The organism is Nonomuraea sp. NPDC000554 (genome assembly GCF_040300065.1).
GTDB lineage: Bacteria > Actinomycetota > Actinomycetes > Streptosporangiales > Streptosporangiaceae > Nonomuraea.
The window spans coordinates 93,733-120,340 of sequence record NZ_JBEPDC010000020.1; the positions used below are offsets into that span (position 1 = coordinate 93,733).

The 26,608-nt window shown below is 70.6% G+C and carries 26 protein-coding genes; 7 read left to right on the plus strand and 19 right to left on the minus strand.

What is annotated here, in order from left to right; translation table 11 throughout:
• Nucleotides 1-8: 8 nt before the first annotated feature.
• From ABT294_RS32670 to ABT294_RS32685, 4 genes are all read right to left on the minus strand, one after another.
• On the minus strand, nucleotides 9-428 hold the full coding sequence (locus ABT294_RS32670) for a DUF6010 family protein (RefSeq protein WP_350810159.1): 420 nt from the start codon (nucleotides 426-428) through the stop codon (nucleotides 9-11).
• 551 nt (nucleotides 429-979) lie between these two features.
• Nucleotides 980-1,939 (minus strand): Rossmann-fold NAD(P)-binding domain-containing protein, encoded by a 960-nt coding sequence (locus tag ABT294_RS32675; RefSeq protein ID WP_350810160.1) that lies wholly within the window; start codon nucleotides 1,937-1,939, stop codon nucleotides 980-982.
• 42 nt (nucleotides 1,940-1,981) lie between these two features.
• On the minus strand, nucleotides 1,982-3,046 hold the full coding sequence (locus ABT294_RS32680) for a DUF4192 domain-containing protein (RefSeq protein WP_350810161.1): 1,065 nt from the start codon (nucleotides 3,044-3,046) through the stop codon (nucleotides 1,982-1,984).
• A 246-nt stretch (nucleotides 3,047-3,292) separates the two neighbouring features.
• On the minus strand, nucleotides 3,293-4,000 hold the full coding sequence (locus ABT294_RS32685; RefSeq protein WP_350810162.1) for a helix-turn-helix transcriptional regulator: 708 nt from the start codon (nucleotides 3,998-4,000) through the stop codon (nucleotides 3,293-3,295).
• A gap of 49 nt (nucleotides 4,001-4,049) precedes the next feature.
• Here ABT294_RS32685 and ABT294_RS32690 point away from each other — a divergent pair, with 49 nt between their 5' ends.
• Nucleotides 4,050-4,742: an alpha/beta fold hydrolase gene (locus ABT294_RS32690; RefSeq protein WP_350810163.1), complete on the plus strand. Its 693-nt coding sequence runs from the start codon at nucleotides 4,050-4,052 to the stop codon at nucleotides 4,740-4,742.
• 238 nt (nucleotides 4,743-4,980) lie between these two features.
• Here ABT294_RS32690 and ABT294_RS32695 read toward each other — a convergent pair whose 3' ends face one another.
• The 5 genes from ABT294_RS32695 to ABT294_RS32715 all read right to left on the minus strand — a co-directional run bounded on the left by ABT294_RS32695 (nucleotide 4,981) and on the right by ABT294_RS32715 (nucleotide 9,803).
• Complete coding sequence (locus ABT294_RS32695; RefSeq protein ID WP_350810164.1) at nucleotides 4,981-5,706, minus strand: EI24 domain-containing protein; 726 nt, start codon at nucleotides 5,704-5,706, stop codon at nucleotides 4,981-4,983.
• A gap of 10 nt (nucleotides 5,707-5,716) precedes the next feature.
• Nucleotides 5,717-6,298 (minus strand): Maf family protein, encoded by a 582-nt coding sequence (locus ABT294_RS32700; RefSeq protein ID WP_350810165.1) that lies wholly within the window; start codon nucleotides 6,296-6,298, stop codon nucleotides 5,717-5,719.
• Between the two features lie 16 nt (nucleotides 6,299-6,314).
• A complete protein-coding gene (locus ABT294_RS32705; protein WP_350810166.1) occupies nucleotides 6,315-6,893 on the minus strand; it encodes a DUF937 domain-containing protein in 579 nt (192 codons plus the stop codon).
• A gap of 66 nt (nucleotides 6,894-6,959) precedes the next feature.
• Nucleotides 6,960-8,888: an ATP-dependent zinc metalloprotease FtsH gene (gene ftsH, locus ABT294_RS32710; protein WP_350810167.1), complete on the minus strand. Its 1,929-nt coding sequence runs from the start codon at nucleotides 8,886-8,888 to the stop codon at nucleotides 6,960-6,962.
• A 36-nt stretch (nucleotides 8,889-8,924) separates the two neighbouring features.
• A complete protein-coding gene (locus ABT294_RS32715) occupies nucleotides 8,925-9,803 on the minus strand; it encodes a hypothetical protein (protein WP_350810168.1) in 879 nt (292 codons plus the stop codon).
• A 102-nt stretch (nucleotides 9,804-9,905) separates the two neighbouring features.
• Between ABT294_RS32715 and ABT294_RS32720 the strand changes: the two genes are divergently transcribed.
• The gene (locus tag ABT294_RS32720; RefSeq protein ID WP_350810169.1) at nucleotides 9,906-10,871 is read left to right on the plus strand and encodes a DUF3616 domain-containing protein; all 966 of its coding nucleotides are present in this window, start codon (nucleotides 9,906-9,908) and stop codon (nucleotides 10,869-10,871) included.
• Between the two features lie 6 nt (nucleotides 10,872-10,877).
• Here the strand turns inward: ABT294_RS32720 and ABT294_RS32725 are convergent, their stop codons facing one another.
• Both ABT294_RS32725 and ABT294_RS32730 read right to left on the minus strand, forming a co-directional pair.
• Complete coding sequence (locus ABT294_RS32725) at nucleotides 10,878-11,537, minus strand: peptidyl-tRNA hydrolase (RefSeq protein WP_350810170.1); 660 nt, start codon at nucleotides 11,535-11,537, stop codon at nucleotides 10,878-10,880.
• Entirely contained in the window at nucleotides 11,534-12,796 is a 1,263-nt protein-coding gene (locus ABT294_RS32730) for an MFS transporter (protein ID WP_350810171.1), read from the minus strand. Before ABT294_RS32730 ends, ABT294_RS32725 begins: the two co-directional genes overlap by 4 nt.
• 71 nt (nucleotides 12,797-12,867) lie before the next feature.
• Here ABT294_RS32730 and ABT294_RS32735 point away from each other — a divergent pair, with 71 nt between their 5' ends.
• The gene (locus ABT294_RS32735) at nucleotides 12,868-13,815 is read left to right on the plus strand and encodes a GlxA family transcriptional regulator (RefSeq protein WP_350810172.1); all 948 of its coding nucleotides are present in this window, start codon (nucleotides 12,868-12,870) and stop codon (nucleotides 13,813-13,815) included.
• A 13-nt stretch (nucleotides 13,816-13,828) separates the two neighbouring features.
• Here ABT294_RS32735 and ABT294_RS32740 read toward each other — a convergent pair whose 3' ends face one another.
• From ABT294_RS32740 to ABT294_RS32765, 6 genes are all read right to left on the minus strand, one after another.
• Nucleotides 13,829-14,593 carry a class II aldolase/adducin family protein gene (locus ABT294_RS32740; protein WP_350810173.1) on the minus strand — a complete coding sequence of 255 codons (765 nt, stop codon included), beginning with the start codon at nucleotides 14,591-14,593 and terminating at the stop codon, nucleotides 13,829-13,831.
• Between the two features lie 127 nt (nucleotides 14,594-14,720).
• Entirely contained in the window at nucleotides 14,721-16,223 is a 1,503-nt protein-coding gene (gene arfA, locus ABT294_RS32745; RefSeq protein WP_350810174.1) for an arabinosylfuranosidase ArfA, read from the minus strand.
• Nucleotides 16,224-16,226: 3 nt separating this feature from the next.
• On the minus strand, nucleotides 16,227-18,413 hold the full coding sequence (locus ABT294_RS32750; RefSeq protein ID WP_350810175.1) for a glycoside hydrolase family 43 protein: 2,187 nt from the start codon (nucleotides 18,411-18,413) through the stop codon (nucleotides 16,227-16,229).
• 3 nt (nucleotides 18,414-18,416) lie between these two features.
• On the minus strand, nucleotides 18,417-19,226 hold the full coding sequence (locus ABT294_RS32755; protein ID WP_350810176.1) for a carbohydrate ABC transporter permease: 810 nt from the start codon (nucleotides 19,224-19,226) through the stop codon (nucleotides 18,417-18,419).
• The gene (locus ABT294_RS32760) at nucleotides 19,223-20,149 is read right to left on the minus strand and encodes a carbohydrate ABC transporter permease (protein WP_350810177.1); all 927 of its coding nucleotides are present in this window, start codon (nucleotides 20,147-20,149) and stop codon (nucleotides 19,223-19,225) included. Before ABT294_RS32760 ends, ABT294_RS32755 begins: the two co-directional genes overlap by 4 nt.
• Nucleotides 20,149-21,471 (minus strand): ABC transporter substrate-binding protein, encoded by a 1,323-nt coding sequence (locus tag ABT294_RS32765; protein ID WP_350810178.1) that lies wholly within the window; start codon nucleotides 21,469-21,471, stop codon nucleotides 20,149-20,151. The genes ABT294_RS32760 and ABT294_RS32765 overlap by 1 nt, the downstream gene beginning before the upstream one ends.
• A gap of 129 nt (nucleotides 21,472-21,600) precedes the next feature.
• Between ABT294_RS32765 and ABT294_RS32770 the strand changes: the two genes are divergently transcribed.
• Nucleotides 21,601-22,617 (plus strand): LacI family DNA-binding transcriptional regulator, encoded by a 1,017-nt coding sequence (locus ABT294_RS32770; protein WP_350810179.1) that lies wholly within the window; start codon nucleotides 21,601-21,603, stop codon nucleotides 22,615-22,617.
• A 6-nt stretch (nucleotides 22,618-22,623) separates the two neighbouring features.
• Here ABT294_RS32770 and ABT294_RS32775 read toward each other — a convergent pair whose 3' ends face one another.
• Both ABT294_RS32775 and ABT294_RS32780 read right to left on the minus strand, forming a co-directional pair.
• On the minus strand, nucleotides 22,624-23,091 hold the full coding sequence (locus ABT294_RS32775; protein WP_350810180.1) for a nuclear transport factor 2 family protein: 468 nt from the start codon (nucleotides 23,089-23,091) through the stop codon (nucleotides 22,624-22,626).
• 189 nt (nucleotides 23,092-23,280) lie between these two features.
• Nucleotides 23,281-23,826 carry a DoxX family protein gene (locus ABT294_RS32780; RefSeq protein WP_350810181.1) on the minus strand — a complete coding sequence of 182 codons (546 nt, stop codon included), beginning with the start codon at nucleotides 23,824-23,826 and terminating at the stop codon, nucleotides 23,281-23,283.
• Nucleotides 23,827-24,094: 268 nt separating this feature from the next.
• On the opposite strand from ABT294_RS32780, the gene ABT294_RS32785 reads away from it, so the two are divergent.
• The 3 genes from ABT294_RS32785 to ABT294_RS32795 all read left to right on the plus strand — a co-directional run bounded on the left by ABT294_RS32785 (nucleotide 24,095) and on the right by ABT294_RS32795 (nucleotide 26,504).
• Nucleotides 24,095-24,847, plus strand: coding sequence for a DUF5819 family protein (locus tag ABT294_RS32785; protein WP_350810182.1), 753 nt, complete (start codon nucleotides 24,095-24,097; stop codon nucleotides 24,845-24,847).
• Nucleotides 24,844-25,872, plus strand: coding sequence for an HTTM domain-containing protein (locus tag ABT294_RS32790; protein ID WP_350810183.1), 1,029 nt, complete (start codon nucleotides 24,844-24,846; stop codon nucleotides 25,870-25,872). The genes ABT294_RS32785 and ABT294_RS32790 overlap by 4 nt, the downstream gene beginning before the upstream one ends.
• A gap of 293 nt (nucleotides 25,873-26,165) precedes the next feature.
• Complete coding sequence (locus tag ABT294_RS32795) at nucleotides 26,166-26,504, plus strand: hypothetical protein (protein WP_350810184.1); 339 nt, start codon at nucleotides 26,166-26,168, stop codon at nucleotides 26,502-26,504.
• Nucleotides 26,505-26,608 lie beyond the last annotated feature (104 nt).

Below are 26,608 nucleotides of genomic sequence, written 5' to 3' on the forward strand. Positions count from 1 at the left end.
GTGGGCGGTCAGGCCTGCGGTGCGTTCTGCGCCTTTCGGGACAGACGGTCGCGGACCCAGCCGAGGACCGACGGCCCGCCGGCGAAGCACCACAACGCGATCACCGGGTCGCAGATGGCGCAGCCGAAGGAGGATTGTTCGGCGAAGGGCAGGATGGGGGCGCCCTTGAGGTGGTGGATGACGTCCCAGGCGGTGTGGAGCAGCCAGCCGATGCCGATCCAGGTCCAGCTGTTGAGCCCGCGGTAGGCGACATAGGTCATGACGACGGGCAGGACGAACTCCCAGTAGCCGAGACCACCGCCGCTGAGGTAGGCGGCGCCCGCGCCGGCGACCGTCACGGCGTTGACGAGGCGCCGGTGCGGCTCGGGGATCAGGGAGATGAGGGTGACGGCGATCAGGCCGATCACGATCGGCATGAAGATGGACATGGGAGGGTGTGCTCCGTTCTGAGGTTGGGGTGCTTCCGATTGACGTGAGCCCGCTCGGCCGCCTTGTTCCGCACACGCAGGGCCGACCCTCCGCCGATCCCTGGCAGCCAGGCCGCTCCTTTCGTTTCGCAGCGCAAGGCTAGACCGGGCGTCGACCGGCACCCCATGGGCTGAATCGACAATGTCCAACGGATTCCCGCCACTCGCCACCACCAGCGAAGAACGGGCGAGCCAACGCCTTGGCCTGGCCATTCGCTGTTGGCGAGTTCCCGTTCACCGTGTCTCCATAAGCACGCTCGTCGAGGCGGTGGCGGCGGCAAGAAGGCTGACGGTCGCGGTGGCGGGGTGACGGCGGCGGTTCTGGGGGCCTGCGGTGCGCAACGCGGCTGCCTGGTGAGACGGCCGGGCGGCGACTGGCCGGGACCGAAGGCGAGCATCATCACTCGAAGGGACGGCCCGTGCTGGGCGAGCCTCCACAGGGTGGGCCTCCACAGGGCAGGCTTCCGCGGGGCGGCCCGGGCTGGGCGGCCCCGCGCGTAGACCTCGTGGAGTCAGGAGAGCGCGGCCTCGTCGGCAGCCTCGTCCTCAGGGGTCCACACCGTTTCCGGGGGGTTGGCCAGGTGCCAGCGCACCGACTCGGCGACCCGCAGCGCCGGGTCGGCTGGCGCCCAGTCGAGCAGGGCCTGTGCACGGGCCATCGAGAACAGCAGGTGCTGGGCGGGTGCCCGCGTCAGCGCCAGGTCGGCGGGAAGCGCCTCCTCGGGAACCCGTACCAGCTCGGCCTCGGATGCCGCCGCGTCCAGGATCTGGCGGAACCACGTCCAGATCGTGACCGTGCTGGTCTCGCCCAGGTTGACGGCCGTCCCGTCAGCGGCACGGCAGTCCAGCGCGGCGAGCACCCCCTTGGCGAGATCGTCGACGTGCCCTTTCGTCCACAGCAGGTTCGCCGCCCCCACGGGGATGCGTCGCCGCCCCGCCCGGAGCCGCCGCAGGATCGGCTCCTCCCTGCGCTGCCAATCGTGCGGGCCGTAGATGAGCGGGAGCCTCAGCACGACGGCTCCTCTGGGCAGCCAACGTTCCTCCACGTCGAGCTTGTCGTAGTCATCGGGCACCCCGTCGTAACCTGCGCCGCGGTGGGGGTAACGCTCTCGCCGCAGCGGCGACTCCTCGGTCAACGGCAACGCCGCCACGGGACGTCCGCTCATCAGGCCGGTGTACGCCTCGTACACGTCCTGGCTGGACAGCACCACCGTGGGCACCTCGGGCAGGACCGGCAGCACCACCTCAACGTCCGCGCCGGTGAGCGCGTGGGTGTCGATCACGGCATCGGGAGCGAAGTCCTTGATCTGCGCGGCATGTCGCGGCAGATCGTGGCGTTCGGTGCGCAGATGGGTGCCCGGCACCTCTGGCGCCGACCGGGGCGATCCTCTGTGCGCGATCATCACCTCGTCGCCTCGTTCGGCGAGCCGCTCGGCCACGCGGCGGCCGAGGAACCAAGTGCCGCCAAGCATGAGAACTCTCATACCGGCAGCCTGCCGCACACCGAAGGCCCGTCAGGCGGCCACGGGTCTCTCCTCGTCCAGCAGGGCGACCAAGGGGAGCAGCCAGGCGGCGTGGGGCGGGCCCATGGCGGTGTCGAGTTCGGCGGGGGTGGGGAGACGACCTCGGAGGATGCGCGGGGAGAGCAGGTGGTGCAGGGCGTGCGTGAGCAGGTTGGCCATCGAGTAGCCGGGGTTGATCGTCAGGGCGCGGTCGAGGGCGATGGTGGCGAGGATGCTGTCGCCCCCACGCCACGACGCCATGGCGAGGAGTGACGCGACCGGCGGGATGAAGCGCGGCTCCAGGCGGCGGGTGAGGTCTTTCCAGAACGGGACGTGGGATTCGTCCGTGAGGGTCCAGGCTTCGTCCCGGATTCTGATGATTGCCAGGTCCAGGCCGAGCTTGGCTGCTTCGCCGTCGTCGAGGCGTCCGCCCGAGGCGTGGCTGGCGAGCGCTGTTCTGACTCTGGCCAGGCCGTCGGTGACGAAGTCGGTGGCGAAGGCGTCGGTGTCGGGGGCTGCTGCCAGCGTGGCTCGGATGTCGGCCACGGCTTCGGCTGTCGCTCGGCGCATGGCCAGGCGGACGGGGCCGGAGGCGGGGGCGATCGTGCGTTCGAGGGTCTGGCGGTCGGGGAGGGCGACCAGGCCGCGTACCGTGGCTTCGGCGGCGACGTGGCTGGTGGCGACGTCGTACGGCGTGCCTTCGGGCGGGCAGCAACGGGCGAGGCCGCACACGTACGACCAGTAGCGGCCCTCGTGGGCGCGCAGGGCCTCTTCGACCTCCACCTCGGCGCGGGCCGCGAGGAGCCTGGCCTCGTCGACCGCGGGGGTGACCCGCTCCCCTGGGCCGTAGCCGACGACGACGGCCTGGGTGATGCCCTCCCTGTCAAACAGAGGGGCCAAGGGGGCCAGCGCGCCTGGTGGGAGTGGCAGGTTCCAGCGGGTCGCCACCCTCGCCTCTCCCTCGGCCAGCCCGATGACGATGAGGCTGTCGTCGGGGTGAAAGCCGACGAGGTACGGCACGGCGGCCAGGACGTCGGCGGGGCTGGACAGGGTGAGGCAGGGTTCGGAGGTCGTCATGGGCACGAGGGTGCCCGCAGCCGCTCTGGTCCGGCGCGCCGGAACCGCGTTCTGTGGAAAACGTTGGACTATCCACAATCAGGGGGTTGATCTGGGGTTTTACGGCTACGCTGCCCCGTCTTGCGACAGTTGGCCGGTGGCTTTCGTCTTCGCCCGTCAGTCCTCATCCACGGCGTACCGCAGGTAGAAGTCGGGCTTGGCAAGCAAGCGCCGCCAATCATCGACCAACCGAAGGTTATGCCGGGATCACATCGCCAGTCGTACCCGGACGGAGGCCGCCGTCGAGGGCGGTGCCCCCAACTCTTCGACGGGTATGTCGACGGCAGGCTGAGTGGTGAGACTGGCGCGTTCGATCCGATCGAGGCGGAACCACCGGATGGCCTCGCGGCGGTGGCAGCGCGCCACGAGGAACCAGTGCCCGGCCGTGAACGCGAGCAGCTGGGGGTCAACCCGGCGCGTCGTTGGCGTACCGTGACGATCGCGGTAGCGCAGCGAAAGGACCTTGCGCTCCTGAAGGGCCTGTTCGATCGCGTTGCGTCGGCGCGAATCAGCTGCCTCGGCAGTGCTGTGGTCGATCCAGATGCGCTCGGTCAAGTCGTCCGCGTGCCGCCGCGCCTGCGGGTCCATCACCGCCAGCACTTTCACCAGGGCAGCTCGGGCCTGCCTGTCGAATGGTTGTCCACGGTGTGCTGCGATCGCCGCAGCGAGCGCGGAGGCTTCGGCGGCGGTGAAGTTCACCGGCGGCAGGGTGGCGGCACGATCGACGACGTATCCGCCGTTCCGGCCCGTGCGTGCCCAGACTGGGAACCCGCCCTGTTGCAGAGCGGAGATGTCGCGCTTGACGGTGCGGACACTGATCTCGAATGCGGTGGCGAGCTGTTCGGCAGTGCGGCCGCGGGGACCGGCACGGCGGAGCTCTTCGCGGATCGCGTAGAGCCGGTCGGTGCGGTTCATCCATGAATGGTGCCATAACGGTGACATCCAGCGCCTCCAGAATCGGAGCATGACACAGCCGCGAGAACCCATCCTGTTGTTGAGCGGCGCCGGTCTTCCCGTCTGGATCTGGGATCAGGTGCGCGAAGAACTGGCCGCATCGCACCGGACGGCCGTCGCTGAGCGACCGCGTCATGATCGCGCTTCGCTCACGGAATACGCCGCCGCGGCACTGGATTCGGCACCGTGGGAGCGATTCGCGGTCGTCGCGCACTCCAGCGGCGGGACTGTCGCAGCGGAAATCGTCACCCTCGCACCTGACCGGGTGGGCGCGTTCCTGGCCGTCACGGCCGTCGTGCCGAAGCCGGGACGCAGCTTCGTCGCGTCGATGCCGTTGCCGAACCGGCTCGTGCTGAGCCTGGCGATGCGACTGGCCGGCACCCGACCGCCCGACGCCGCCATCCGGCGAGGCGTGGCCGGCCGGGTCGACGCGGAGACGGCCGATCGCATCGTGGCGGAGTTCAACCCCGAGTCTGTGCGTCTCTACCGGGACACGCCCCAAGGCGGCGGTTTTCCCGAACGTCGAGGCTACCTCTCCACCAGCCAAGACGCTGCGCTCCCGATCGGACTGCAACAGCGATTCGCGCGCAACCTCGACACGAACTGGAATGAATCCCTCGACAGCGGACACCTACCCATGCTCGAAACGCCCGACGCTCTCGCCCGGCGAATCGAGGACTTCCTCGCCAACAGACCCAGTTGACCGAGAGTCCGGACGACGCTAGGCCGATCACGACACCTGGGGCTGGACCGGCCTGAACCCATGAGGCATCGGAAAGATCGTGGACGAAGACGCAGAGGTTACTCGGCCTGAGGATGGGCGCGCAGCCCGTGGAAAGGTCACACGGAGGGCGCGGGACGGGTTCGACGCGACCCGGCGAGCGCGGTCAAGCGTGGGCCGGTGCGCGGGGTCAAGCGGGCAGAGACCGCGGGCGAGGTCGTCAGGCGAGTCGGTCGCGGACCAGGAGGGCGGCGCCCGCCACCGCCGCCGGCATCGCCGGCACCGCCACGAACGGCACCAGGAACAGCAGGAACACCACGACCCCGAACCCCAGCGCCAGCCCCTTGTTCGCCCGCAGCAGCGCGAAGCGCTCCCGCCGCGAGCGTCCTCTGCGTTCCAGCGCCAGCATCGTCAGCTCGACCGTGAGGAAGAAGCCCGACACGGCCGCCCCGATCACCGGCACCACGGTCTGCCCGATCACCGGGACGAAGCCCAGGAAGAACAGCGGCACGGTGAACACCATCACCCAGCCCAGGGTCACGAGGCTGTCCCTGATCGACCGCGGCACCGTACGCCACCACGGCTGCTCCTCCACGTCGGGCAGCACGTCGACGGCGGCCGACAGCTTCTCGTAGAACGGCTCCCCGATGGCCAGGGTGAGCGCGGTGAACGTGAGTACCGCCAGCGCGAGGCCACCGAGGACCAGCGCGACCCCGATGAGGGTTCGGAAGGTCTCGCGCCAGGACCACGAGTCGGCGAACGGGGTCAGGAATTCGGCCAGGTCGGACGCGTTCGTCCCGAGTAAGACGAGCGCCACCACGTACACGGCGAACGCGATCAGCGCCGGGATCAGCCCGAACAGCCACCATCGGCCGTTCCTGGCGACCCATCCCAAGCCTTGCAGGAAGAACCCCACGCCCGCGGCGAAATCGCGCAAAGATCGCATGCCCGGCAGGCTAGCGCCAGAACGACGTCACCGCGTAGCCCAGTTCGCCGAACAGCTCGCGAACCAGCGGCAGCGAGATGCCGAGCACGTTGCCGTGGTCGCCCTCGATGCTCTCGACGAACCAGCCGCCGCGCCCGTCGAGGGTGAACGCCCCGGCCACCGCGAGCGGTTCGCCGGTGCCGACGTAGGCGGCGATCTCCTCGTCGGACGGCTGACCGAACCGGACCACGGTGGTCGCCACCTCGGCCACCTGCCTGCCGGCCGCCACGTCGATCACGCAGTGCCCGGTGACCAGCCGCCCCGTGCGCCCGCGCATGAGGCGCCACCGCTCGGCCGCCTCTTCCGGCGTGCTCGGCTTGCCGTAGGGCCTGCCGTCGAGTTCCAGGATCGAGTCGCAGCCGATGACCAGCCCCTCGTCGAGGCCGCTCGCGACCGCCGCCGCCTTGGCCTTGGCCAGCTCCAGGCTGAGCGCCGCGGGCGAGTACGCGGAGAAGGCCTCCTCGTCGACGCCGCTGACGATCACCTTGGGGTCGAGCCCGGCGCTGCGGAGCAGGGCCAGGCGGGCGGGGGAGGCTGAGGCCAGGACGATCACGGCCCCAGCTTACCGGTCACCACTCGGGGTGCGACGCCCGCTGTGGCTCGGCCCGGCCCTGCTGGGGCACGCTGGGCTGGGTTCCGCCGAAGATGCCGTCGAGCAGGTCGTCCAGCAGGTCTCCGAGGCGGCCGGGCAGCGCCGACTGCTCCCGGTGCAGCACGTCGGCCAGCGCTCCGGCGTCCATGCCGGTGGACGACGCCCGGTTCGCGAGCAGCGACATGATCATGGGTGCGAGCAGCAGCAACAGCTTCAGGATGGTGCCGGGGGCGACCCCCGCGAGCCGTGACAGCCCGGCCGCCGCCTGTTCGGTGCCCTGCCCGCCGAGGACGTGGCCGAGGATGCTCTGGCCGTCGCGCGACAACGAGGCGACGTCGGCGTTGAAGGGGTCCGCGTCGAGGTGCTCGTCGAGCGCGGCGCGCAGCGCTTCGGCACCCTCGGGGTACTCCGCGTTGCGCGCCATGCCGCCGATGATCGTGCCGGACGTCGCCTCGATCACCTTGCGGGCCGAGGCGACGTCGGTGCCGAGGAGCTCGGCGATCTGCTCCACGCCGGGGTCGCCCAATTGCGCGAGAAGCTCGTCATTCAGTGTCATGAGAGTCCCCCCGATCGTCGCCGGGAGACGTTCCCTCCACTAAACCGAGCTATATCCCAGGTTGTACTAATCTTCGGAAAACTTACCGTGGGCGGCCAGACCGGCCGCCGCGTACGCGCGGGCCTCGTCCAGGGTCTCGTGCTCGAGGAGCGCGACGACGATCGCGTCGAGCTTGTCGCGGTTCTCGCTGAGCACCTGCACCGCGCGCTCGTAGCACTCGTCGACGATCCGCCGGGCCTCCTCGTCCACGGTGGCGAGCGTGGCCGGGGACGCCTGCGGCTGCTGCCCGTCGCTGGGCAGAATCGTCAGCGGCCCGACCCGCTCCGACATGCCCCAGCGGCCGACCATGCCCCGCGCGATCATCGTGACCTGCTCCAGGTCGTTCTCCGCGCCGGTCGTGATCACGCCGAACACCACCTGCTCGGCCGCCATCCCGCCGAGCGCGCCGGTGATGCGTCCGCGCAGGTACTGCTCGTCGTAGGCGTAGCGGTCGGTGTCGGGCGTGGACAGGGTGACGCCGAGCGCCCGCCCGCGCGGGATGATCGAGATCTTCCTGACCGGGTCGGCGCCCGGCTGGAGCATGCCGAGCAGCGCGTGGCCCGCCTCGTGGAAGGCGGTGCGCCTGCGCTCCTCCTCCGGCATGACGATGCTGCGCGCCGCGCCGAGCTGGAGCTTCTCCAGCGCGTCGGCGAAGTCGGCGGCGCCGACCTTCTCCTTGCCGCGCTTGGCCGCCAGCAGCGCCGCCTCGTTGACGAGGTTGGCCAGGTCCGCGCCGGTCATGCCGGGCGTGGTCTTGGCGATCTGGTCGATGCTGACCTCGCCGTCGAGCGGGACGCTGCGGGTGTGCACCTGCAGGATCGCGGTGCGCCCCGCCGCGTCGGGCAGCCCGACCTGGACGGTCCGGTCGAAGCGTCCGGGACGCAGCAGCGCCGGGTCGAGGATCTCGGGACGGTTCGTCGCCCCGATCACGATCACGCCCTCGGCTCCGGAGAAGCCGTCCATCTCGGTGAGGATCTGGTTCAGCGTCTGCTCGCGCTCGTCGTGGCCGCCCAGGCCGCCCGCGCCGCCGCGGGCCCGTCCGATGGCGTCGATCTCGTCGATGAACACGATGGACGGCGCCACCTTGCGCGCCTCCTCGAACAGGTCGCGCACCCGGGACGCGCCCACGCCGACGATCATCTCGATGAACTCGGACGCGCTGGCGGAGAAGTACGGCACCTTGGCCTCGCCCGCGACGGCCCTGGCCAGCAGCGTCTTGCCGGTGCCGGGAGGCCCGGCGAGCAGCACGCCCTTGGGCAGCTTGGCGCCCAGCCTGCGGTACTTGTCGGGGTCCTTGAGGTAGTCGACGACCTCGACGAGCTCGTTCTCCACCTCGTCGATGCCGGCCACGTCCTCGAACGTGACGCGGACCTGGCCCGCCTCGACCGGCTTGGCCGCCTTGGACTTGCCGAGCCCGCCCAGCCCGCCGCCCATCATGCTGGCGCCGCGGCGCATGATCCAGATCCACAGCCCGGCCAGCAGCAGCACGGGCAGCAGCGACAGCAGCAGGTTGAGGAAGAAGCCGCGCCCGGAGTTGATCGGATCGGCCTTGATGTCGACCTGGGCCGTCTCGAGCCGCTGGTAGAGCTGGTCATGGTCGGCGAAGGCCGGGATCTCGGTGCGGAACTTCGTGTAGGAGGTGTTGCCGCTGTCGGGGTCCTTGGCCGCGGACTTCAGGTCGCCCTCGACCGACAGGCCGGTGGCGTAGATGTCCTTGACGTTCTTCGCGTTCACCTGCTTGGTGAACTCGGTGTAGGAGACGGTCTCGACCTGGCCGCTGTCGAAGAACGACGAGACCAGGAAGAAGGCCGCGTAGACGACGAGGAGCGTGATGACGAACCGCCACCAGTTGATCTTCGGACGGCCTCCGCCCGTCGAGCCCGGCAGCCCCTCCGCGCGCCACGGCGGCTTGGACCTGTCCTTGTCCCCTGCCTGCGGCGCTCCAGAGCGTTCCACGGCGTCACTCCCCCAACATCGCCGCAACCATGATCTCTAGCCTAGAACACGCATCCCGGAGATCACGCGCGTGATGTCGCGCCACCGGTTGCGCTGCGTGTCAGGTACTGAGACGAACGCCAGACCAGGCTTGCTCATTCCCCCGTCAAGGACGACCACCGCCGCGCGCGAGGCGTGCTTGCCGTAGTCGACCTGGTACAGAAGCATCCATCCGTCCTTGACGGGCTGCGAGGCGAGCCAGTGGATGCGCGAGCCCTCGGGGTGGTGGTTGAGGGTCCAGCGGGCGGCCAGGAGCGCGGTGTCGCGCGGCGACTTCTGCTTCTCGATCGGCAGCGGGCAGGTGACGAACGTGCCGCGCAGCACCTTGCCGCGCTCCTTGCGCAGCACTTGCTTGGTGGTGAACGGCGCGGCTCCCGACACCTTCCACGGCTTGCCCAGCTTCGGGACGAGCAGGCCGGTCCGCTCGTCCTTGTAGAAGCGCTTGCCAGTGGCGCGCAGGTGCAGCCGCCTGACCTTGCCCGACAGCCGGGGCACGCGGGCGTCGGCGTACAGGGCCTCCATGGCGGTGTATCCGGGGGCGAGCGACGTGCCGGGCGTGGGCGTCGCCCGTGGAGCCGGGTCACTGGGGGACGGCTCGACCGCCGTGGGCCCAGTAGTGGGCCCAGTAGTGGGCGCAGTAGTGGGCCCAGTACTTGGCGCAGTGGTGGGCGGCGCGGACGAGGACGGCAGGGCCGATGGCGCGGCGATCGGCCCTGCGGCGGCCTCGTCCGGCCGCGACGGGAGCGCCAGGACGACCGCGACGGCGGCGACCGCCAGCGCGGCGAGGACGGCGAGCCCCCGGTAGACGTCCCGCATCCGCAGATCGCCGATGCGGGACCGACGAGGTCGTGGAGCCGGCCTGTTGGCGGTTGTCACAGGGGCACCTTTGGTCCCATCTTCCCCATCGAGCACGATCGGGAGCGTACGACAAATCCCGCCATTCCGCTCATGAAGCGACCGAAGTGTCATCATGGCTCCGTGGAACAGGTGGAACTCCGATTCGATCACGCCTCGCGGGCGGCGCAGACGCACACGAACCTCTCAGCCCTCCGGCGTGACGAGACCGGCCTCTGGCTCGCCGGCGACGAGACCGCGACCATCGAGCACCTCGCCTGGGACGGTGCGGTCTTCGCAGGTCAGCGTACCTTTCACCTGGGCGACTACGTGCGGCTTCCCGCCGGGCGCGAGGACGAGGCCGACATCGAGGGCCTGGCCAGAGCCGACGGCCACCTGTGGGCGGTCGGCTCGCACAGCCTCAAGCGCAAGCGGGTCAAGTCGAAGGACCCCGCCAAGGCGGCCAGGCGGCTGGCGACCGTGGTCAGGGAGGAGAACCGCTTCATCCTGGCCAGGCTCCCGCTGGACCCGGCGTCCAACGCGCCGCTTCCCGGCGCGGTCCTGTCAGGCGCGGACAACGTCGCCGCCCAGCTCGCGGACGACGAGCACCTGGCGCCGTTCCTGGCGCTGCCCGGCAAGGACAACGGGCTCGACATCGAGGGCATCGCGGTGCTGGGCGAGCGGGTCTACCTGGGCCTGCGCGGGCCGGTGCTGCGCGGCTGGGCGGTGGTGCTGGAGCTGCGTCCCGAGGAGAGCGAGGCCGGCCGGTTGCGGCTGCGCAGCCCGTACCGCAAGCACTTCCTGGACCTGGGCGGGCTCGGTGTGCGGGACCTGTGCCCGCATGAGGGGGACCTGCTGCTGCTCACCGGCCCGAGCATGGACCTCGACGGCCCGGTGCGGGTGATGCGCTGGCGGGTGGCGCGAAGCGGTGACCTGGTGCCCGCCGACAAGCTGGAGACGGTCGCCGAACTGCCCCACGGCATCGGCTGCGACCACCCGGAGGGGCTGGCCGTGGTGGGCGAGGACAGGTTCATGGTGGTGTACGACAGCCCGTCGCCCGCCCGGATCACGGCCGCCGGCGGCGTGCTGGCGGACGTCTTCCCCCTCTAGGGGCTCTCAGGAGCTGGCGACCCGCCCGTACAGCCAGGGCGCGTCGGCGACGAACGTGCACGAGCCGGGCTCGATCTCGGTGAACCCGGCGTCGCGCACCACCGGCAGGCCGGCCGCGACCTTCTCCGCGAAGCCGGCCTCCGTCGCGGTGCGCACGGACACCGACAGGCCGTGGGCCCGCCAGGCTGCGCGCTCGTCGCTGTCGCTGGCCCACCAGGCGAGCTGCGCGGCGTGCCCGGCCTGGGCCATGGCCTTGCCCGCGGACATCTCCAGCCCGGGATTGGCGTACAGGACCGGCGACGCGGCCGGGGCGGGCTCGCGGGTGTCGGCCAGTTCGGTGCCGCCCACCTGCAACCGGGCGAGGTCGCGCGGCCAGGCGTCGAGCGGCACCGGCGGGTACACCCGCACCTCGGCCGTGCGATGCTCGACGGTGCGGCCCGGCAGGGCGAGCGCCCGGCGCCACTCGGCGCCCCTGGCCCTGCGCACCACCTTGCGGATCTTGCCGGTGGACTGCCAGGCGTCCACCTCGCCCGCCCACTCGCCGGGGTCGTCGAGCAGGCTCAGCACGGCCATCGCGGACGCCTCCAGCGCGTCGGTGCGCTCGGGCGGCGTCGCCCTCTCGATCCTGACCACGAGCGGCAGGACCATCAGTTCTGTGTCGTTCATCGCGCTCTAGCATGCCCGATGGCCAGTGACATGCCGGTGGCCAGGATGCACAGCGCACCGGCGCCGTACCAGGCGAGGTCGTAGGCGCCCAGGTGGTCGCGGGCGAGCCCGGCCCCGACGGCGGCGATGGCGGCGCCGACCTGGTGCGAGGCGAACACCCAGCCGAACACCACCGCGCCGTCCGCGCCGTAGACGCGGCGGCACAGCGCCACCGTCGGCGGGACGGTCGCCACCCAGTCCAGGCCGTAGAAGACGATGAAGATGAGCATGCTGGGCTCGGTGGTGGCCGCGAACAGGCTGGGCAGCACCATCAGCGACAGCCCGCGCAGCCCGTAGTAGACGCCGAGCAGCACCTTCGGGTCCATCCTGTCGCTGAGCCAGCCCGAGGCCACCGTGCCCGCGATGTCGAAGATCCCGACGACGGCGAGCAGCCCGGCGGCCGTCGGCTCGGCCATCCCGTGGTCGTGCGCGGCCGGGATGAAGTGCGTGCCGACCAGCCCGTTCGTGCTGGCCCCGCAGATCGCGAAGCCTCCCGCCAGAAACCAGAAGGCACGGGTGCGCGCCGCCGACCGCAGCACGGTGACCGCCCGCAGCGCCGCGTTGGCGTGCTGCCGCGCGACGGGGGGCACGTCCGGCTCGGCGCCGAGGGCGGTGAGGCCGACGTCCGCGGGGTGGTCGCGCAGCAGCCACCAGACGAACGGCACCACCGCCAGCGCGGACGCGGCGACCGCCAGCGAGGCGACCCGCCAGCCGGGGCCCTCGGCGAGCTGGGCCAGCACGGGCAGGAAGATGAGCTGCCCGGTGGCGCCCGCGGCGGTGAGCACGCCGGTGACGAGGCCGCGGTGCCGGACGAACCAGCGGTCGGTGACGGTGGCCACGAACACCAGCGCCATCGACCCGGTGCCGAGCCCGACCAGGACGCCCCAGCACAGCAGGAGCTGCCAGCTCGCCGTCATCAGCACCGTCAGCCCGCTGCCGGCGGCGACCAGGAGCAGCGCCAGCGAGACCACGCGGCGCATGCCGAAGCGGTCCATGAGGGCGGCGGCGAAGGGGGCGGTGAGGCCGTAGAGCACCAGGTTGACCGAGACGGCGAGGGAGATCGTGCCCTTGCTCCAGCCGAACTCCTCCTGGAGCGGGTTGATCAGGACGCCGGGGGTGGCGCGGAAGCCCGCGGCCCCGAGGATGGCCACGAAGGCGACGGCCGCGACCCACCAGGCGCGGTGCAGCCGGGGGGCGCGGGTGGTGGTGCTCAAGGTCATTCGATAATCCTGGATTATCCCAGGTCGTCCCCGCGAGTGGCCGGGAAGCCAATATGTGTAAGAATCCGGCCATGGCCCATCGCATCGCGGTCGTCGCCCTCGACCACTTCGCCCCGCTCGACCTGGGCGTGCCCGGTCAGGTCTTCTGGTGCGCCGAGTCCTCCGACGGGGAGAAACTCTACGACGTGGTGACCTGCTCCCCCGGCCGCAGGCCGGTCCGCTGTGCGGCGGGCTACTCCGTCCTGCCCGACCATGACCTCGACGTCCTGGACACGGCCGAGACCGTCCTGGTGCCCGGCATCCACGACGGCAGCCCCCTGAAGGACGGCATGATCGACGACGACCTCAGGGCGGCCCTGCACGGACGCCCGCGGATCATGTCGATCTGCACGGGCGCGTTCGTCCTGGCCGCGGCGGGGCTCCTCGACGGCCGCCCGGCCACCACGCACTGGCGCGACGCGGCGCGCTTCGCCTCCCTGTTCCCGCAGGTGAAGCTGGACCCGGACGTGCTGTTCATCGACGACGGCGACGTCCTCACCTCGGCGGGGGTGGCGGCGGGCCTCGACCTGTCGCTGCACGTCATCAGGCGTGACCACGGCAGCGAGGTGGCCAACCGCGTGGCCAGGCGCTGCGTCATGCCGCCCTGGAGGGAGGGCGGCCAGGCCCAGTACATCGAGCGCCCGCTGCCGGACGCCAACGGCACGAGCACCGCGGCGACCCGCACCTGGATGCTCTCCCGGCTGCAGGCCCCGCTGGACCTGGACACCCTGGCCGGCCACGCGAAGATGAGCGTCCGGACCTTCACCAGGCGCTTTCGCGAGGAGACCGGCCTGAGCCCGGCGAAGTGGCTGACCAGGCAGCGGGTGGAGCACGCCAGGCACCTGCTGGAGAGCACGGACCTGGGGGTGGAGGAGATAGCCCGCAGAGCGGGCTTCTCCACCTCCGTCTCGCTCCGCCAGCACCTGCACGCCGCGGTCGGGGTCGCCCCGCTGGCCTACCGCCACACCTTCCGCGGCTGAGGCCCGCGCGAGGTCACTCGAACAGGTCGGGCTGCTCGCGGGTGATCTGGTCGTGCAGGGGCTGGTAGTTGATCCAGCCGACGAGGTCGTTGCCGATCTGCTGGTGGGTGAGGGCCGCGTTGCCGGGCTCGATCGGGACCACCTGCCCGGCCGCCTTGGCGACGAGCTGCACCTGCGCCGAGCGTTCCATCGTGATGAACCACCAGGCGGCGGCGTCGACCGTGTCGCCGACCGTCAGCAGCCCGTGGTTGCGCAGCACCACCGCCTTGTTGCCGCCCAGCGCGGCGGCGATGCGCTTGCCCTCCTCCAGGTCGGTCACCACGCCGGTGTAGTCGTCGAACAGCGCGTTGTCCTGGTAGAACGCGCACGCGTCCTGGGTGATGGGCTCGATGATCTGGCCGAGCGCCGACAGGGCGCGGCCGTAGACGGAGTGGCTGTGCGCGGCGGCCACCACGCCGGGACGCGCCTGGTGGACCTGGGAGTGGATGGCGAAGGCTGCCTCGTTGACGGGGTAGCGGCCCTCGACGACCTTGCCCTCGTGGTCGACCAGGATGAGGTCGCTGACCCGGATGTGCTTGAACGACAGGCCGAACGGGTTGACCCAGAAGTGGTCGGTGAGCTCGGGGTCGCGGGCGGTGATGTGCCCGGCCACGCCCTCCTCGAAGCCGAACTTGCCGAAGATCCGCAGGGCCGCGGCGAGCCGTTCCTTGCGGTGCCTCCGCTCCTCCTCGACCGTCTCGAACGTCGGCGGCAGGCGGAAGATCAGGTTGTCCGGCATGGCTCTCCCCAGAGTCCAGAACGACATTCTGACGGCAGACTAACGCCTGAGGACGCGGTCACGCGCTCGGCGACGCCCGTGGGGGCCGCGCTCCGGCGCGAGCCGGAGCGCGGCCGCCTTCAGAGCCTCACAGGTGGCCTGCTTCCTGCGCTCCCGCAGAACGCAGTGTTTCGCAATCGGCAAGGATCATCGCCCAGGACGCGGCGGGCAACCGGGCCGTCAGCCTGTCACCGTCCGCCCGCACGTCCAGCGGCTGCGGCGTCACCTCGGTCCGGTGCGGGTCGTCGCCCGCCGCGATCACCGACGCCGACACCGGGCGCGCCGGGCCCGGCAGCCGGGCGGTGAGGTCGAGCGCCTGGTCGGGCGAGCGGTTCACAGCGAACAGGGCCAGCGACCCGCCGTCGGCCGTGGCCACCGCCGAGAGCGCGGACGCCTCGCCGTACCTGGACGTCTCCAGCAGCGGGCCGGACGGCTCCACCCGCAACACGGTGCCGCGCGCGTGCCTGGCGGTCAGCGCGAACGGGTGGAAGATCGTCTGACGCCAGGCGGCCCCGCCGGGCTCGGTCCTGATCGGCCCGATGACGTTGGCGAGCTGCGCCTGGCAGGCGACGCTCACCCGGTCCGCGTGCCTGAGCAGGGTGATCATGAAGTCGCCGACCACGACCGCGTCGGCGGCGGTGTAGGTGTCCTCGATCAGCCGCGGCGCCTCCTCGAACGCGGACGTCTCCCGCCCGCGGAAGTCCGACTGGTTCCAGACGTTCCACTCGTCGAACGACAGGTCGATCTTCTTGCGCCGCCTCAGCTTGGCCCCGACGTGGTCGGCGGTGGCGACGATGGCGGAGATGTAGCGGTCCATGTCCACCGCGCTGCACAGGAAGCCGGGCAGGTCCCCCTTCTCCTCGTAGTAGGCGTGCAGCGACAGGTGGTCGACCGCGTCGTAGGCGTGCTCCAGGACGGTCGCCTCCCACGCGCCGAACGTCGGCATCGAGCTGTTGGAGCTGCCGCACAGCACCAGCTCGACATCCGGATCGACCAGCCGCATGGCCTTGGCGGTCTCGTTGGCCAGCCGTCCGTACTCGGCGGCGGTCTTGTGCCCGATCTGCCACGGGCCGTCCATCTCGTTGCCGAGGCACCACAGCTTGATCCCGTGCGGCTCGGCGACGCCGTGCTTGATCCGAAGGTCCGACCAGTGCGTCCCGGACGGGTGGTTGGCGTATTCGAGCAGGTCGCACGCCTCCTGCAGGCCGCGCGTGCCGAGGTTGACCGCCATCATCGGCTCGACGCCGGCGGCCCGGGTCCACGCCATGAACTCGTTCAGCCCGAACGCGTTGGTCTCGATCTGCCGCCACGCCAGGTCGAGCCTGGTGGGACGGTCGGGCCCGACGCCGTCCTCCCAGCGGTAGCCGGAGACGAAGTTCCCGCCCGGGTAGCGGACCACGCTCACACCCAGCTCGCGGGCCAGCTCCAGCACGTCGGTGCGGAACCCGGCGTCGTCGGCCGCCGGGTGGCCCGGCTCGAAGACACCGGTGTAGACGCAGCGGCCCATGTGCTCGACGAACGAGCCGAACAGGCGGCGGCGCACCGGCCCGATCGCGAAGGCGGGGTCCAGGGTCAGGTGGGCATCGGGCACGTCTCAGGCTCCTCGGTAGATGCGTACGTAGTCGAACTCGGCGCTGACCTGCGGGTGCGCGCCGCCGTGCGAGACCAGGCCGATCCGCGGGGACGCGCCCGCCGGGAACGTCCACACGCCTCCCCAGGTCCATGTCCGGCCGTCACGGCTGGAGCCGGCGCGGAAGCGGTGCTCGCCGGTGGCGGGATCGACCTGGTGCGCCAGCCTGAGCCAGGTCGTCCTGGCGGGCGGGCCGACGATGTTGGCGCCGTACGACAGGCGGTCGGCGAACTTCAGCTCCCTGCCGTACTCGACCTGGCGGGTGTTCCAGATGGCGACCTGGCACAGGCGGGCGAAGTCGTCGTCGGAGGCGTAGGCGACCAGCCCGGCCTGCTGGTAGTTGCGAACGGTGTCCTCGCCCAGGTCGAGCGTCACCTTGGTCTCCACGACGTAGTCGCCGCGCGGGGGCTCGCGCAGCAGCACGCCCGCCCTGTTGCCGTCGCCGACCAGGTCGGCGCCCTGCACGGGCCAGCGCAGTGAGCCGTTCGCGGTCGCGGCGCCCGAGTCCTCGCGGACCCAGGTCCAGCGGCGGTCGAGCGGGCCGGTGAACTCGTCGCCGTCGACCAGCTTGCCCAGGCGCGGGACGGGCGCCCGGCTGGTGACGGGACGGAACAGCCGGGCGACGCTCACGTTGTCGAACTCGGCGACCCCGTCGGCGACCAGGCCCACCTGCGCGGCCGAACGCTCCGGCGCGAGCACCGGCTGCAATGCCTGCACGGTGACGGTCGCCTGCGGGTCGCCGAGCCTGGCGGCGCTGACCTCGGCGGTGACCGTCCTTCCCCTGACGGTCACGGCGAGGTTGTGCCAGGTGCGGGCTCCCCCGGGCAGCGGCGTGGTGCGGGTGACGCCTCCCGCCGAGACGGTCAGCTCCGAACCGGACACCAGCGCGGTCGCCGTCCCGACGCGCAGTCCGGCCCCGTCGCCCTCCAGCCGTAGGTCCGTCTCCGCGCGCACGTCCCCGCCCGCGCCCGCGCGGGCCGTCAGGGTCGCGCGCCCGCCGTCGACATGCCGCACGTACCCGTCACGCACGGCCCAGCCGGACGTGTCCTGCCAGCCCGACAGGTCCGCGGAGAACCGCTCGTCGAGCGCTCCGCGGGTGACCGGAGCCTCCCGGGACGACTCGGAAGGCCCGGCGCCCGCGCGGACGACGGGCCAGCCGTCGATCCAGTCGAGCCGGTCGAGCAGCATCGGACGCTCGTTGACGCCGTACGGCTCGTCCAGGAAGGGGTCGGACCTGTCGATCGCGTGGTAGAGCATCCAGTCCTGGCCGGACAGGTCCGTGAGCTGGGCGTGGTGGCCGGTGCCGATCCACTTGTTCCCGTTCTGGTCGAGGACGGGCGTGCCGCCCGCCCGGGACGCCGTGAGCGGCACGCCCTCCCGGTCCGTGAACGGGCCGCGCGGGCTGGTGGCGCGTCCGGCCAGCACCGAGTAGCCGGTGGTCGGGCCCGCGCAGCAGTTCGCGGACGACGCCAGCAGGTAGTAGAACCCGTCGCGGCGCACCACGTACGAGCCCTCGAACTTGTTGTCGATCGCGACCTGCACCGGCTGCCCGACCGCGGTGAGGCCGTCGGGCGCGAGCTCGGTCACCCACAGTCCGCCGAAGAAGCCGCCGAAGTACAGATATTTCCGCCCATCCGCGTCGGTGAACTCGGACGGGTCGATCGTGTTCCAGTAGGAGTCGCCCGAGGGGCGCGGGGCCACCACGGGGGCCTTGGCGTGGGTCCACGGGCCGGTCGGGGTAGGGGCGGTGGCCGCGCCGATCGAGTAGTCCCACGGGTGCGGGGTGCTCGCCGTGTTCGTGACGGTGAAGTACATGACGTACCGGCCGTCCAGGTAGCGGACGTCGGGGGCCCAGAACAGGCTGCCCGGCGCGGCGTACGGAGGCAGGTTGTCCGTGCCGAACGCGTCGCTCACGTACGTCCAGGTGACCAGGTCGGTGGAGCGGGCGATGGGCAGCCGGTGGTGGACGCCCTCGCCCTCACGCAGGGGGTCGGACGTGCCGTAGGAGTACCAGTACCCGTCGAGCCCGCGGATGACCGACGGGTCGGCGAAGGTGTCGGCGAAGCTCTTGGAGACGGGGTTGGCGAAGCCTGGCGGCGCCGGGTTGGTGAACAGGGCCAGGAGGAGGGAGGCGATCACGGCGAGGTGCATGGGTCAGCCTTTCAGGCCGCTGCGGGAGATTCCTTCGATGACGTACCGCTGGGTCAGCGCGAACAGGATGAGCACCGGCACGGCGGCCAGCGCCGCCCCGGCCATGATCACCGGGTAGTGGATCGAGTACGCGCCCTGCAGGAGCGACAGCCCCGGTGGAAGCGTGAGGTAGTCGGGGCTGAAGATCACGTAGATCGGCCAGATGAAGTCGTTCCAGTTACTCAGGAAGCTGAGCACGGCCAGCGTCGCCAGGGCGGGCCGCGACAGCGGGAGCGTGATGCGCAGGAAGATGTGCCAGTGGTTGGCGCCCTCGATCAGCGCGGCCTCGTCCAGTTCGCGGGGCAGGGCGAGGAAGAACTGCCGCAGGAAGAACACCCCGAACGCGCCCGCCGCGCCCGGCACGATCAGCGCGGTCAGGCTGTCGAGCCAGCCGAGCCCGTCGATGATGAGGAACTGCGGGATGAGCAGCACGAAGCCCGGCACGAGCAGCGTCCCGACGATGACGGCGAACATCACGTTCTTGCCGCGGAACTCCAGCCGCGCCAGCGCGTACGCCGCCAGCGACGACACGACCAGCACGAGCAGCATGTGGACCGTGGCCGTGATCAGGCTGTTGGCGAACCAGCGCAGCACCGGCGTCTCGGTGGTGCCCTCGAAGACGGTGGCGTACGCCGTGGTGGTCGGCTTCGCCGGGAGGAGCGTGGGCGGCATCCTGGTCGCCTCCGCCTGACTCTTCAGCGACGTGGCCAGCGCCCACAGCAGCGGGCCCGCGATCACGACCGCCAGGGCCACCAGGACCGTGTAGCGCCTCATGAGCGGCTCCTGAACAGCCGGAAGTTGAGGACGCTGATGATGATCAGGGCGAGCGTGAGCAGGTAGCTCATCGCCGAGGCGCTGCCCATCTTGTAGTCGCCGAGCCCCTGCTGGAGGATGTACATGATCGCGGTCCGCGTCTCACCGCCGGGCGCTCCCTGGGTGAGCAGGTACGACTGGCCGAACATGTTGGCCGAGGCCAGGATCGTGGTCGTCACCACGAACAGCGTCACGGGCCGCAGCCCCGGCAGCGTGACGTGGCGGAACTCCGCCCACCGGCCCGCCCCGTCGACCTTGGCCGCCTCGTACAGCTCGCGCGGGATGTCCTGCATGCCCGCCAGGTAGATCACCGAGTTGAACCCGAGCGTCCACCAGACCGTGACGCCCACCAGCGCCACCCACGCCCACGGGGTCGCGGTCGTCCACGGGATCTCGGCGCCGAGCACCCAGTCGATCAGCCCCAGGTGCGTGTCGAGCAGCAGCCGCCACATCAGGCAGACCACCGCCACGCCCAGCACGTACGGCGCGAAGAACAGCCCGCGGAACAGCGTCCTGCCCCGGAACGGACGGTTGAGCAGCAACGCCATCCCCAGCGGCAGCACCACCAGGAACGGCACGCTGAGCAGGGTGAAGATGCCGGTCGCCCGCATCGCCATCCAGAAGTCGGCGTAGACGGCCGACCCGCTGTCGAACAGGGCCGTGTAGTTGTCCAGGCCCACGAACGGCCGGCCCTGGAGCAGGTAGTCCCAGTCGTGCAGGCTCATCCAGAGCCCGAACAGCGCGGGCGCCAGGACGAACACGCAGAACAGCACCAGGTAGGGGGCGAGGAAGAGGTACGGGGTGGCCCGTCCCGCCCTCGGCGCCCTCGACTCCCCCGGTGCGACCCGCGCTCGCGGCGCGCTCGCCGTGGTCGTCGCGGTCATCAGGCGCCGTACTTCCTGCGGTTCTGCTCCAGGATCTTGTCGACCTTGGCCGCGGCCTCCGTCAGCGCGTCCTTGGGGCTCTTCTTGAGCAGGACGGCCGCGTTGATCGCCTGGTCCACGACCGCGGAGGCGTCGCCGATTCCGGCGACGGACGGCAGGAAGTACAGGTCGTCGATCTGCGAGCCGATCGCGGCCTGCTCCTTCAGCGCCTGGAACTCCGCGCCGTCCCTGATCGACCTGCGGGCGGGCACCTGGCCGCCCTTGGCCCACTCCAGCGAGTGGTTGCTGATCCAGTTGATGAACACCTTGGCGGCGGTCAGCTTGTTCTGGTCGGGACGGCGCTGCCTGAACACCACGAACTGGTGCGATCCCGCCCACGCGGCCCGCTTGGCGCCGATCTGCGGCAGCGGCGCGACTCCCCACTCCAGGCCCTCGACCTCGCGCAGCGTGTTGATGCTCCAGATGCCGTTCCAGTTGAAGGCCGCCTTGCCGTTCTGCAGCGCGAGGAAGTCCGCGTCCTGGCCGACGTTCTTGGGGCTGTAGCCCTTGGCGATGAGGTCGACCAGCCAGGTCAGCGCCTGCACGCCCGGCTCCTCGGCGAAGCGCGACACGCTCGCGTCGTCCGCGAACAGCTGGCCGCCGTGCTGGTAGAGCAGGCTGCCGAACTGCATGCTGCCGGTGAACTGGAACGGCGTGGCCCAGTGGCCCTGCACCCCGGCCTTCTTCAGCGTCTCCAGCGCGGTCAGGTACTCCTCGCCGGTCGTGGGCGGTTTGTCGGGGTCGAGGCCGGCCTTGGACAGGACCTTCTTGTTGTAGAACAGGCCGAGCGGGTGGACGTCCAGCGGGATGGAGTAGCGGGCGCCCTTGTAGACTCCGGCCCGCCACACCGGGGGCGAGAAGTCGGCCTCGGTCAGGCTCAGCGCCGTGGCCACGTCGTCCAGCGGGAGGACGATGGTGCGGGCCGCGTTGGTGGCGACGCTGTCGACGTGCATGATGCCGAGGTCCGGGCCCTGACCTGCGGTGACGGCGGCCGGAACCTTCGCGTAGTAGTCGGCCCACTCGTAGACGTTCATCGCGACCTTGATGGTCGGGTTCTCGGTGTTGAACTGCTCGACGAGGCGCTTCATGACCGGCCCGTCGCCGCCGGTGAAGCCGTTCCAGAACGAGAGGGAGACGGCGGGCCCGTCGTAGGCGGTCGGAGCGGCGGAGGCCGGCGCCTGGGCCTGCCTGGGGCCACCGCCGCCGCCGCCGCATCCGGTCAGCGCCAGGGCGCCGAGACCGAGACCGAGCACACGCCGCCTGGAGAGGTTATCGAGGGACATTCCGCATCACTCCTGCCCATGTGGTACGGCAACGTTTTACATCGTTGGTTCCAACGTTGTAAATCGTGCTGGCGCGGTTCGTTACATCGTTGTAAACACCTGGCTGTAGGGTTTGGCAGCATGGAAGGGATGGGGGTGCGCCCGAGACTCAAGGACGTCGCGGAACACGCCGGAGTGTCGATCAAGACCGTGTCCAACGTGGTCAACGGGTATCCGCATGTGAGCCCCGACACCCGGGCCCGGGTCGAGGCCGCGATCGCCGAGCTGTCCTACCGTCCGAACCTGTCGGCCCGCAGCCTGCGCGCCGGACGTTCCGGCGTGGTCGCGCTGGCCGTCCCCGACCTGGACAACGCCTACTTCGCGGAACTCGCCACGCACGTGATCAAGGCGGCCGACCTGCGCGGCTGGACCGTCCTCATCGACCAGACCCAGGGCTCGCGCGACAAGGAACGCCTGGTCGTCTCCGGCATCCGCGCCCACCTCATCGACGGGCTGCTCTTCAGCCCTCTCGCCCTGACCGCCCGCGACCTGGCGACGCGCGCAGACCGCACCCCGCTGGTGCTGCTCGGCGAGCGCATCGGCACCGGGCGCTCCCCGTACGACCATGTCAGCATCGACAACGTCGCGGCCGCCCGCGCCGCGACCCTCCACCTGGCCGGGCTGGGCAGGCGGCGCATCGCCGCCATCGGCGCCCAGCACACCCCCTCCGGCGCCACCGCCCGCCTCCGCCTCAAGGGCTACCAGCAGGCGCTCGCAGAAGCCGGCCTCCCCGCCGACCCGGCTCTGATCGTCCACGTCAAGCGATGGGCTCGCACCGACGGCGCCGCCGCGATGGCCTCGCTCCTCGACGCCGGCGCCGACCTGGACGCCGTGTTCTGCTTCAACGACACCCTGGCCCTCGGCGCCATGCGCACCCTGCTGTCACGCGGCCACGACGTGCCCGGCGACATCATGGTGATGGGCTTCGACGACATCGAGGACGGCCGCTTCAGCACCCCGACGCTCTCCACGGTCGCCCCCGACAAGGCGTCCATCGCCGAGTCGGCGGTGGACCTGCTGGCGCAGCGGCTGGCCGGAGCGGCCGCCAAACCGCAGGAGGTCTGCGTGGCCCACCAGCTCGCCTTCCGCGAGAGCACCGGCACCTGACCCCGGTCAGAAGCCGAGGTCGCTCAGCCCCGGGTGGCCGTCAGGACGGCGTCCCAGCGGCCAGTGGTAGGTGCGCTCGCTCTCCTTGATCGGCAGGTCGTTGATGCACGCCAGCCTCCTGCGCATCAGGCCGTCGTCGTCGAACTCCCAGTTCTCGTTGCCGAAGGAGCGGAACCAGTTCCCGGAGTCGTCGTGACACTCGTAGGCGAAACGCACCGCGATCCGGTTGCCCTCGAAGGCCCAGAGCTCCTTGATGAGCCGGTAGTCGAGCTCCCTCGTCCACTTGCGGGTGAGGAACGCGACGATCTCCTCGCGTCCCCGGATGAACTCGGCGCGGTTGCGCCAGGAGGAGTTGGGCGTGTAGGCCAGCGCCACCTTCTCCGGGTCGCGGGAGTTCCAGCCGTCCTCGGCCAGGCGCACCTTCTCGATGGCGCTCTCCCGGGTGAAAGGAGGGACAGGAGGATTGCTGCCCATACGCTCTGCTCCTTCGCCGCGATCCACGTCCTGGGACGTGCTCCCCGGCACCCTCTCCACCGAACCACCGCAACCGGCAACAATGCCGTCAAGCACCGCACGTCCCGATCACGATCCATTCGTGGCCTGCCCGCCGCACGTCAGGCGGCGCCGGTGGGCGCACAGCGGCATGACACGCGAATCGCGCGGTCATCGAGAGGGTGTCTGAACGGCCGGGTCGCCGGTACGGGAGCGCGATGCGGCGTTCGCCCGCCCGGCCGTCGCGGCGCCGCCCGGCCTGGCCGCCCAGAGCGCGACGCCGATGTACAGCACCTGCTCCGGGATGCGGAACCACAGGGGCGTGGCCACCTCGCCGTTGAACGGCGTGCCGGCGACGGCGGCGTGGACGTTGGCCGGGAGCAGCAGCACGAACAGCACCGCGAGCGCGATCCCGGCCGCCCTCCGTGTGGCGGACAGGACGAGCCCGGCGGCCCCGAGCAGTTCCAGCACCCCGGTCGCGTACACCATGAAGCTCGGGAACGGCACGAACGGCGGCACCATGCGCACCATGTCGGCGTGGTTGGGCATGACCGTGACCCCTGCCGGGACGAAGTGCGCACTGGCGGTGACGACGAGCATGACCGCCAGGCCGTGCGCCGCGCAGACCTGCCAGCCGGCGAACCGGCCCACTCCGACCACGCCCAGCAGGCGGAACGCCAGCACGGCGATCGCGAGAACGGTGACGACCAAGAACATGACCACTCCTCTTGGATAGCCCGACTATCCATCGCTGGATAGTGACACTATCTGATTGCTGCGCCGCCGGCAATCGGCGCGCGCACCCGAAACGGCCGGCGCGCCCCACCGGCCGGAGCAGACGGAAACATCAAGATCGCTTTGCCCGGACGCGCCGCCCCCTTGAGATCACCCGGGTAATGACTCTGTGTAATTCCCCGCAATCATGGCGTAGGAGTAGCGGGCCGGCGAAGGCTGTTCGACGCCCCAGGGAGGGAGACAGTGGTCCATGACGGATCCGCCCCAGGGCACAGGCACGTTCGCGCTCGAGCCGCGCGCCACGCGGGATCCGCATACCCCGCTGCCCGCCTGGAAGCGGCGGATCGTCGTCCTGGCGTGCATCGGCTGCGCCCTGTTCCTGGTCTTCCACTTCGTGGCGGTCTTTCTCTTCGCCGCCCCCTCGAATCCGATCTCCGCGATGACCGCCCCGATCGTCAACGGCTATCTCAACCCCTACTTCCGCCAGAACTGGGAGCTGTTCGCACCCGACCCGATCGACTCCAACACGCACGTCCTGGTCCGCGCGAAGATCCGGAACGCCGGCGGCCAGGAGAGCCAGACCGGCTGGCTGGACATCAGCGCGCCCGAGCTGGCCAAGGTTCGCGGCACCGCGCTCCCGGGGCGGATCACCCGGTTGGTGGGGGGTGGCCGTCAGCTGATAGCGGACGCCAATGTCAAGCCACCCGGCGAGAGCGCGGACAACGACGTCGAGGGCGAGGACGGCGCAGCCCCACGCCCTCCCGATCCGCTCCTCCAGGCTCAGGCGGTGCGCCACATGAGGACGATCCTGACTCTGGCGGCACGGGCCCGATGGGGTGACGGGGTCACGGCGGTGCAGATGCGGATCTCCAGTCGCGTCTATCCGCGCTTCGCGGACCCGCACGACGGCGAGGACGACACGAACGAGACCGACTTCGACTGGTGGGAAGCGTCGCCCGTGACGGCGGAGGCGGTCCGGCTCTGGAAAGAGGCGCACGCGTGAAGACCGAGCAGGAGCCGCTTCCCACCTCCCGGGAGATACTCGGCCGGATCCACGGGCGCGTCCTCGACGCGGTGGAGCGGATCAGCACCATCCGCTACGGGCTGTACGGCCTGGCGACGCTGCGCATCGGCTACGGCCTGGTCCTGCTGAGCCTGCTGGTGGTCAACTACGGCGACCGCCGCCTGCTCTGGGGCCCGGAGTCGCCGTGGACCCTGGGCCTGACCGAAGAGCGCCTGGCGCAGGACGGCACGTTCTCGCTGTTCGCCCTCTCCGACTCGGGAGCCCTGTTCGACGTCCTCTATCACGCGTTCATCGTCCTGGCCGCGCTCTTCCTGGTGGGCTGGCGAACGCGCTGGGTGACGCCGCTGCTGGCCGTCATGGTGTGGTCCTGGCACCAGCGGCAGCCGTGGGTGCTCGACGGCGGCGACGACATCATGGAGCTGATCCTGATCTACCTGTCGTTCGCCGACCTCTCGGCCCGCTGGTCACTCGACGCCACGCGGGCGGCAAGGCGAACCACGGGCGACGCATCGACGTTCTCCGGCCCGCCGACGGGCAGCCTCCGCTGGCGGATCGTGACGATCCTGCACAACACCGCGCTGCTCACGGCGATGCTCCAGGTCTGCCTCCTCTACATGAACACCGGTCTACTGAAGGTGCGGGGGCGTTTCTGGCAGGAGGGAACGGCGCTGTACTACGCGCTCCGCATCGAGGACGTGCAGCCGTTTCCCGGACTGAGCCGCCTGATCTACGACAACGTCTTCCTGGTCACGGCGGGGTCCTACGCCGCGGTGTTCATCCAGCTGACGTTCCCGCTGCTGATGTTGAACAAGGTGACGAGGCGGGTGGGACTCGTCGCGGTGATGGGCATGCATCTCGGGATCGGCGTGCTGATGGGGCTGCTCTCCTTCTCCCTCATCATGATCTCGACCGACATGCTCTTCGTCCGGGACGCCACCTATGAAAGTGTCGCCCGGTACGTCAGCGCCGTGCGGGCCCGGCGACGCGTGCTCAGCCAGGTGTAGCGCCGACCGTCCCGGAAACCGGCGTCGCAGGACGACCGGGTTCGCCTGATGCGGACGGCGAAGCACGAAGCACCCGATCCGGTGTGGCGAGGAGTGCGATGAACCGGCCCCACACCCTGCCGGATGACCTGCTCACAGACCTGATGTGAGCCTTCCTCGCGATGGCTTCGCGCCACCCCTCCCTGAAGACGTCAGGAGTAGGTGGGTGAAATGCCGGGAATATGCCGATATGACCGGTTCTGGATTCGCGTCCCTCCATCGAGAGGCGCGGGTCCCCATCGGGAGGAGACAGCATGCACACCAAGCGACTGTCGATGCTCGGAGCAGCAGTCCTCAGCACGTTCGTACTCTGGCCGGCCGGGGTCTCCCTGGCCTCAACGTCCACCAGCCCCACGAAGACGACCGTGGCCGCCAGCCCGCAGAAGAACACCTCTGAGGCCAGAGTCTGCTGGCGGAAAGGCAATCGCACATGCTGCAGGACCAGCCACGGCGTGACGTGCAGCAGGAGCCGCGGCTGGCACGGCTGGCACGGCTGGCACGGCTGGCACGGCTGGCGCGGCTGGCACGGCAGCTGGCACGGCAGCTGGCACGGCGGCGAGTGGCGCGGCCCGCACATGGGAAGCACCCACTAGCCGACGCGAGCGCAGCCTGAAAAGGCTGGCCGAACCGCGACGGAAGGCCGCTTCCAGCGCCCTGGAAGCGGCCTTTCGGCTGGTCGAAGCCGATGACGGCGTAC

What these genes read in the sequence shown, in the direction of transcription:
- ABT294_RS32670 (WP_350810159.1), bottom strand. Translation starts at nt 428, where the DNA reads ATGTCCATCTTCATGCCGATCGTGATCGGCCTGATCGCCGTCACCCTC.
- ABT294_RS32675 (WP_350810160.1), bottom strand. Translation starts at nt 1,939, where the DNA reads ATGCTTGGCGGCACTTGGTTCCTCGGCCGCCGCGTGGCCGAGCGGCTC.
- ABT294_RS32680 (WP_350810161.1), bottom strand. Translation starts at nt 3,046, where the DNA reads ATGACGACCTCCGAACCCTGCCTCACCCTGTCCAGCCCCGCCGACGTC.
- ABT294_RS32685 (WP_350810162.1), bottom strand. Translation starts at nt 4,000, where the DNA reads ATGAACCGCACCGACCGGCTCTACGCGATCCGCGAAGAGCTCCGCCGT.
- ABT294_RS32690 (WP_350810163.1), top strand. Translation starts at nt 4,050, where the DNA reads ATGACACAGCCGCGAGAACCCATCCTGTTGTTGAGCGGCGCCGGTCTT.
- ABT294_RS32695 (WP_350810164.1), bottom strand. Translation starts at nt 5,706, where the DNA reads ATGCGATCTTTGCGCGATTTCGCCGCGGGCGTGGGGTTCTTCCTGCAA.
- ABT294_RS32705 (WP_350810166.1), bottom strand. Translation starts at nt 6,893, where the DNA reads ATGACACTGAATGACGAGCTTCTCGCGCAATTGGGCGACCCCGGCGTG.
- ABT294_RS32725 (WP_350810170.1), bottom strand. Translation starts at nt 11,537, where the DNA reads ATGAACGACACAGAACTGATGGTCCTGCCGCTCGTGGTCAGGATCGAG.
- ABT294_RS32730 (WP_350810171.1), bottom strand. Translation starts at nt 12,796, where the DNA reads ATGACCTTGAGCACCACCACCCGCGCCCCCCGGCTGCACCGCGCCTGG.
- ABT294_RS32735 (WP_350810172.1), top strand. Translation starts at nt 12,868, where the DNA reads ATGGCCCATCGCATCGCGGTCGTCGCCCTCGACCACTTCGCCCCGCTC.
- ABT294_RS32740 (WP_350810173.1), bottom strand. Translation starts at nt 14,593, where the DNA reads ATGCCGGACAACCTGATCTTCCGCCTGCCGCCGACGTTCGAGACGGTC.
- ABT294_RS32750 (WP_350810175.1), bottom strand. Translation starts at nt 18,413, where the DNA reads ATGCACCTCGCCGTGATCGCCTCCCTCCTCCTGGCCCTGTTCACCAAC.
- ABT294_RS32755 (WP_350810176.1), bottom strand. Translation starts at nt 19,226, where the DNA reads ATGAGGCGCTACACGGTCCTGGTGGCCCTGGCGGTCGTGATCGCGGGC.
- ABT294_RS32760 (WP_350810177.1), bottom strand. Translation starts at nt 20,149, where the DNA reads ATGACCGCGACGACCACGGCGAGCGCGCCGCGAGCGCGGGTCGCACCG.
- ABT294_RS32765 (WP_350810178.1), bottom strand. Translation starts at nt 21,471, where the DNA reads ATGTCCCTCGATAACCTCTCCAGGCGGCGTGTGCTCGGTCTCGGTCTC.
- ABT294_RS32770 (WP_350810179.1), top strand. Translation starts at nt 21,601, where the DNA reads ATGGGGGTGCGCCCGAGACTCAAGGACGTCGCGGAACACGCCGGAGTG.
- ABT294_RS32775 (WP_350810180.1), bottom strand. Translation starts at nt 23,091, where the DNA reads ATGGGCAGCAATCCTCCTGTCCCTCCTTTCACCCGGGAGAGCGCCATC.
- ABT294_RS32780 (WP_350810181.1), bottom strand. Translation starts at nt 23,826, where the DNA reads ATGTTCTTGGTCGTCACCGTTCTCGCGATCGCCGTGCTGGCGTTCCGC.
- ABT294_RS32785 (WP_350810182.1), top strand. Translation starts at nt 24,095, where the DNA reads ATGACGGATCCGCCCCAGGGCACAGGCACGTTCGCGCTCGAGCCGCGC.
- ABT294_RS32795 (WP_350810184.1), top strand. Translation starts at nt 26,166, where the DNA reads ATGCACACCAAGCGACTGTCGATGCTCGGAGCAGCAGTCCTCAGCACG.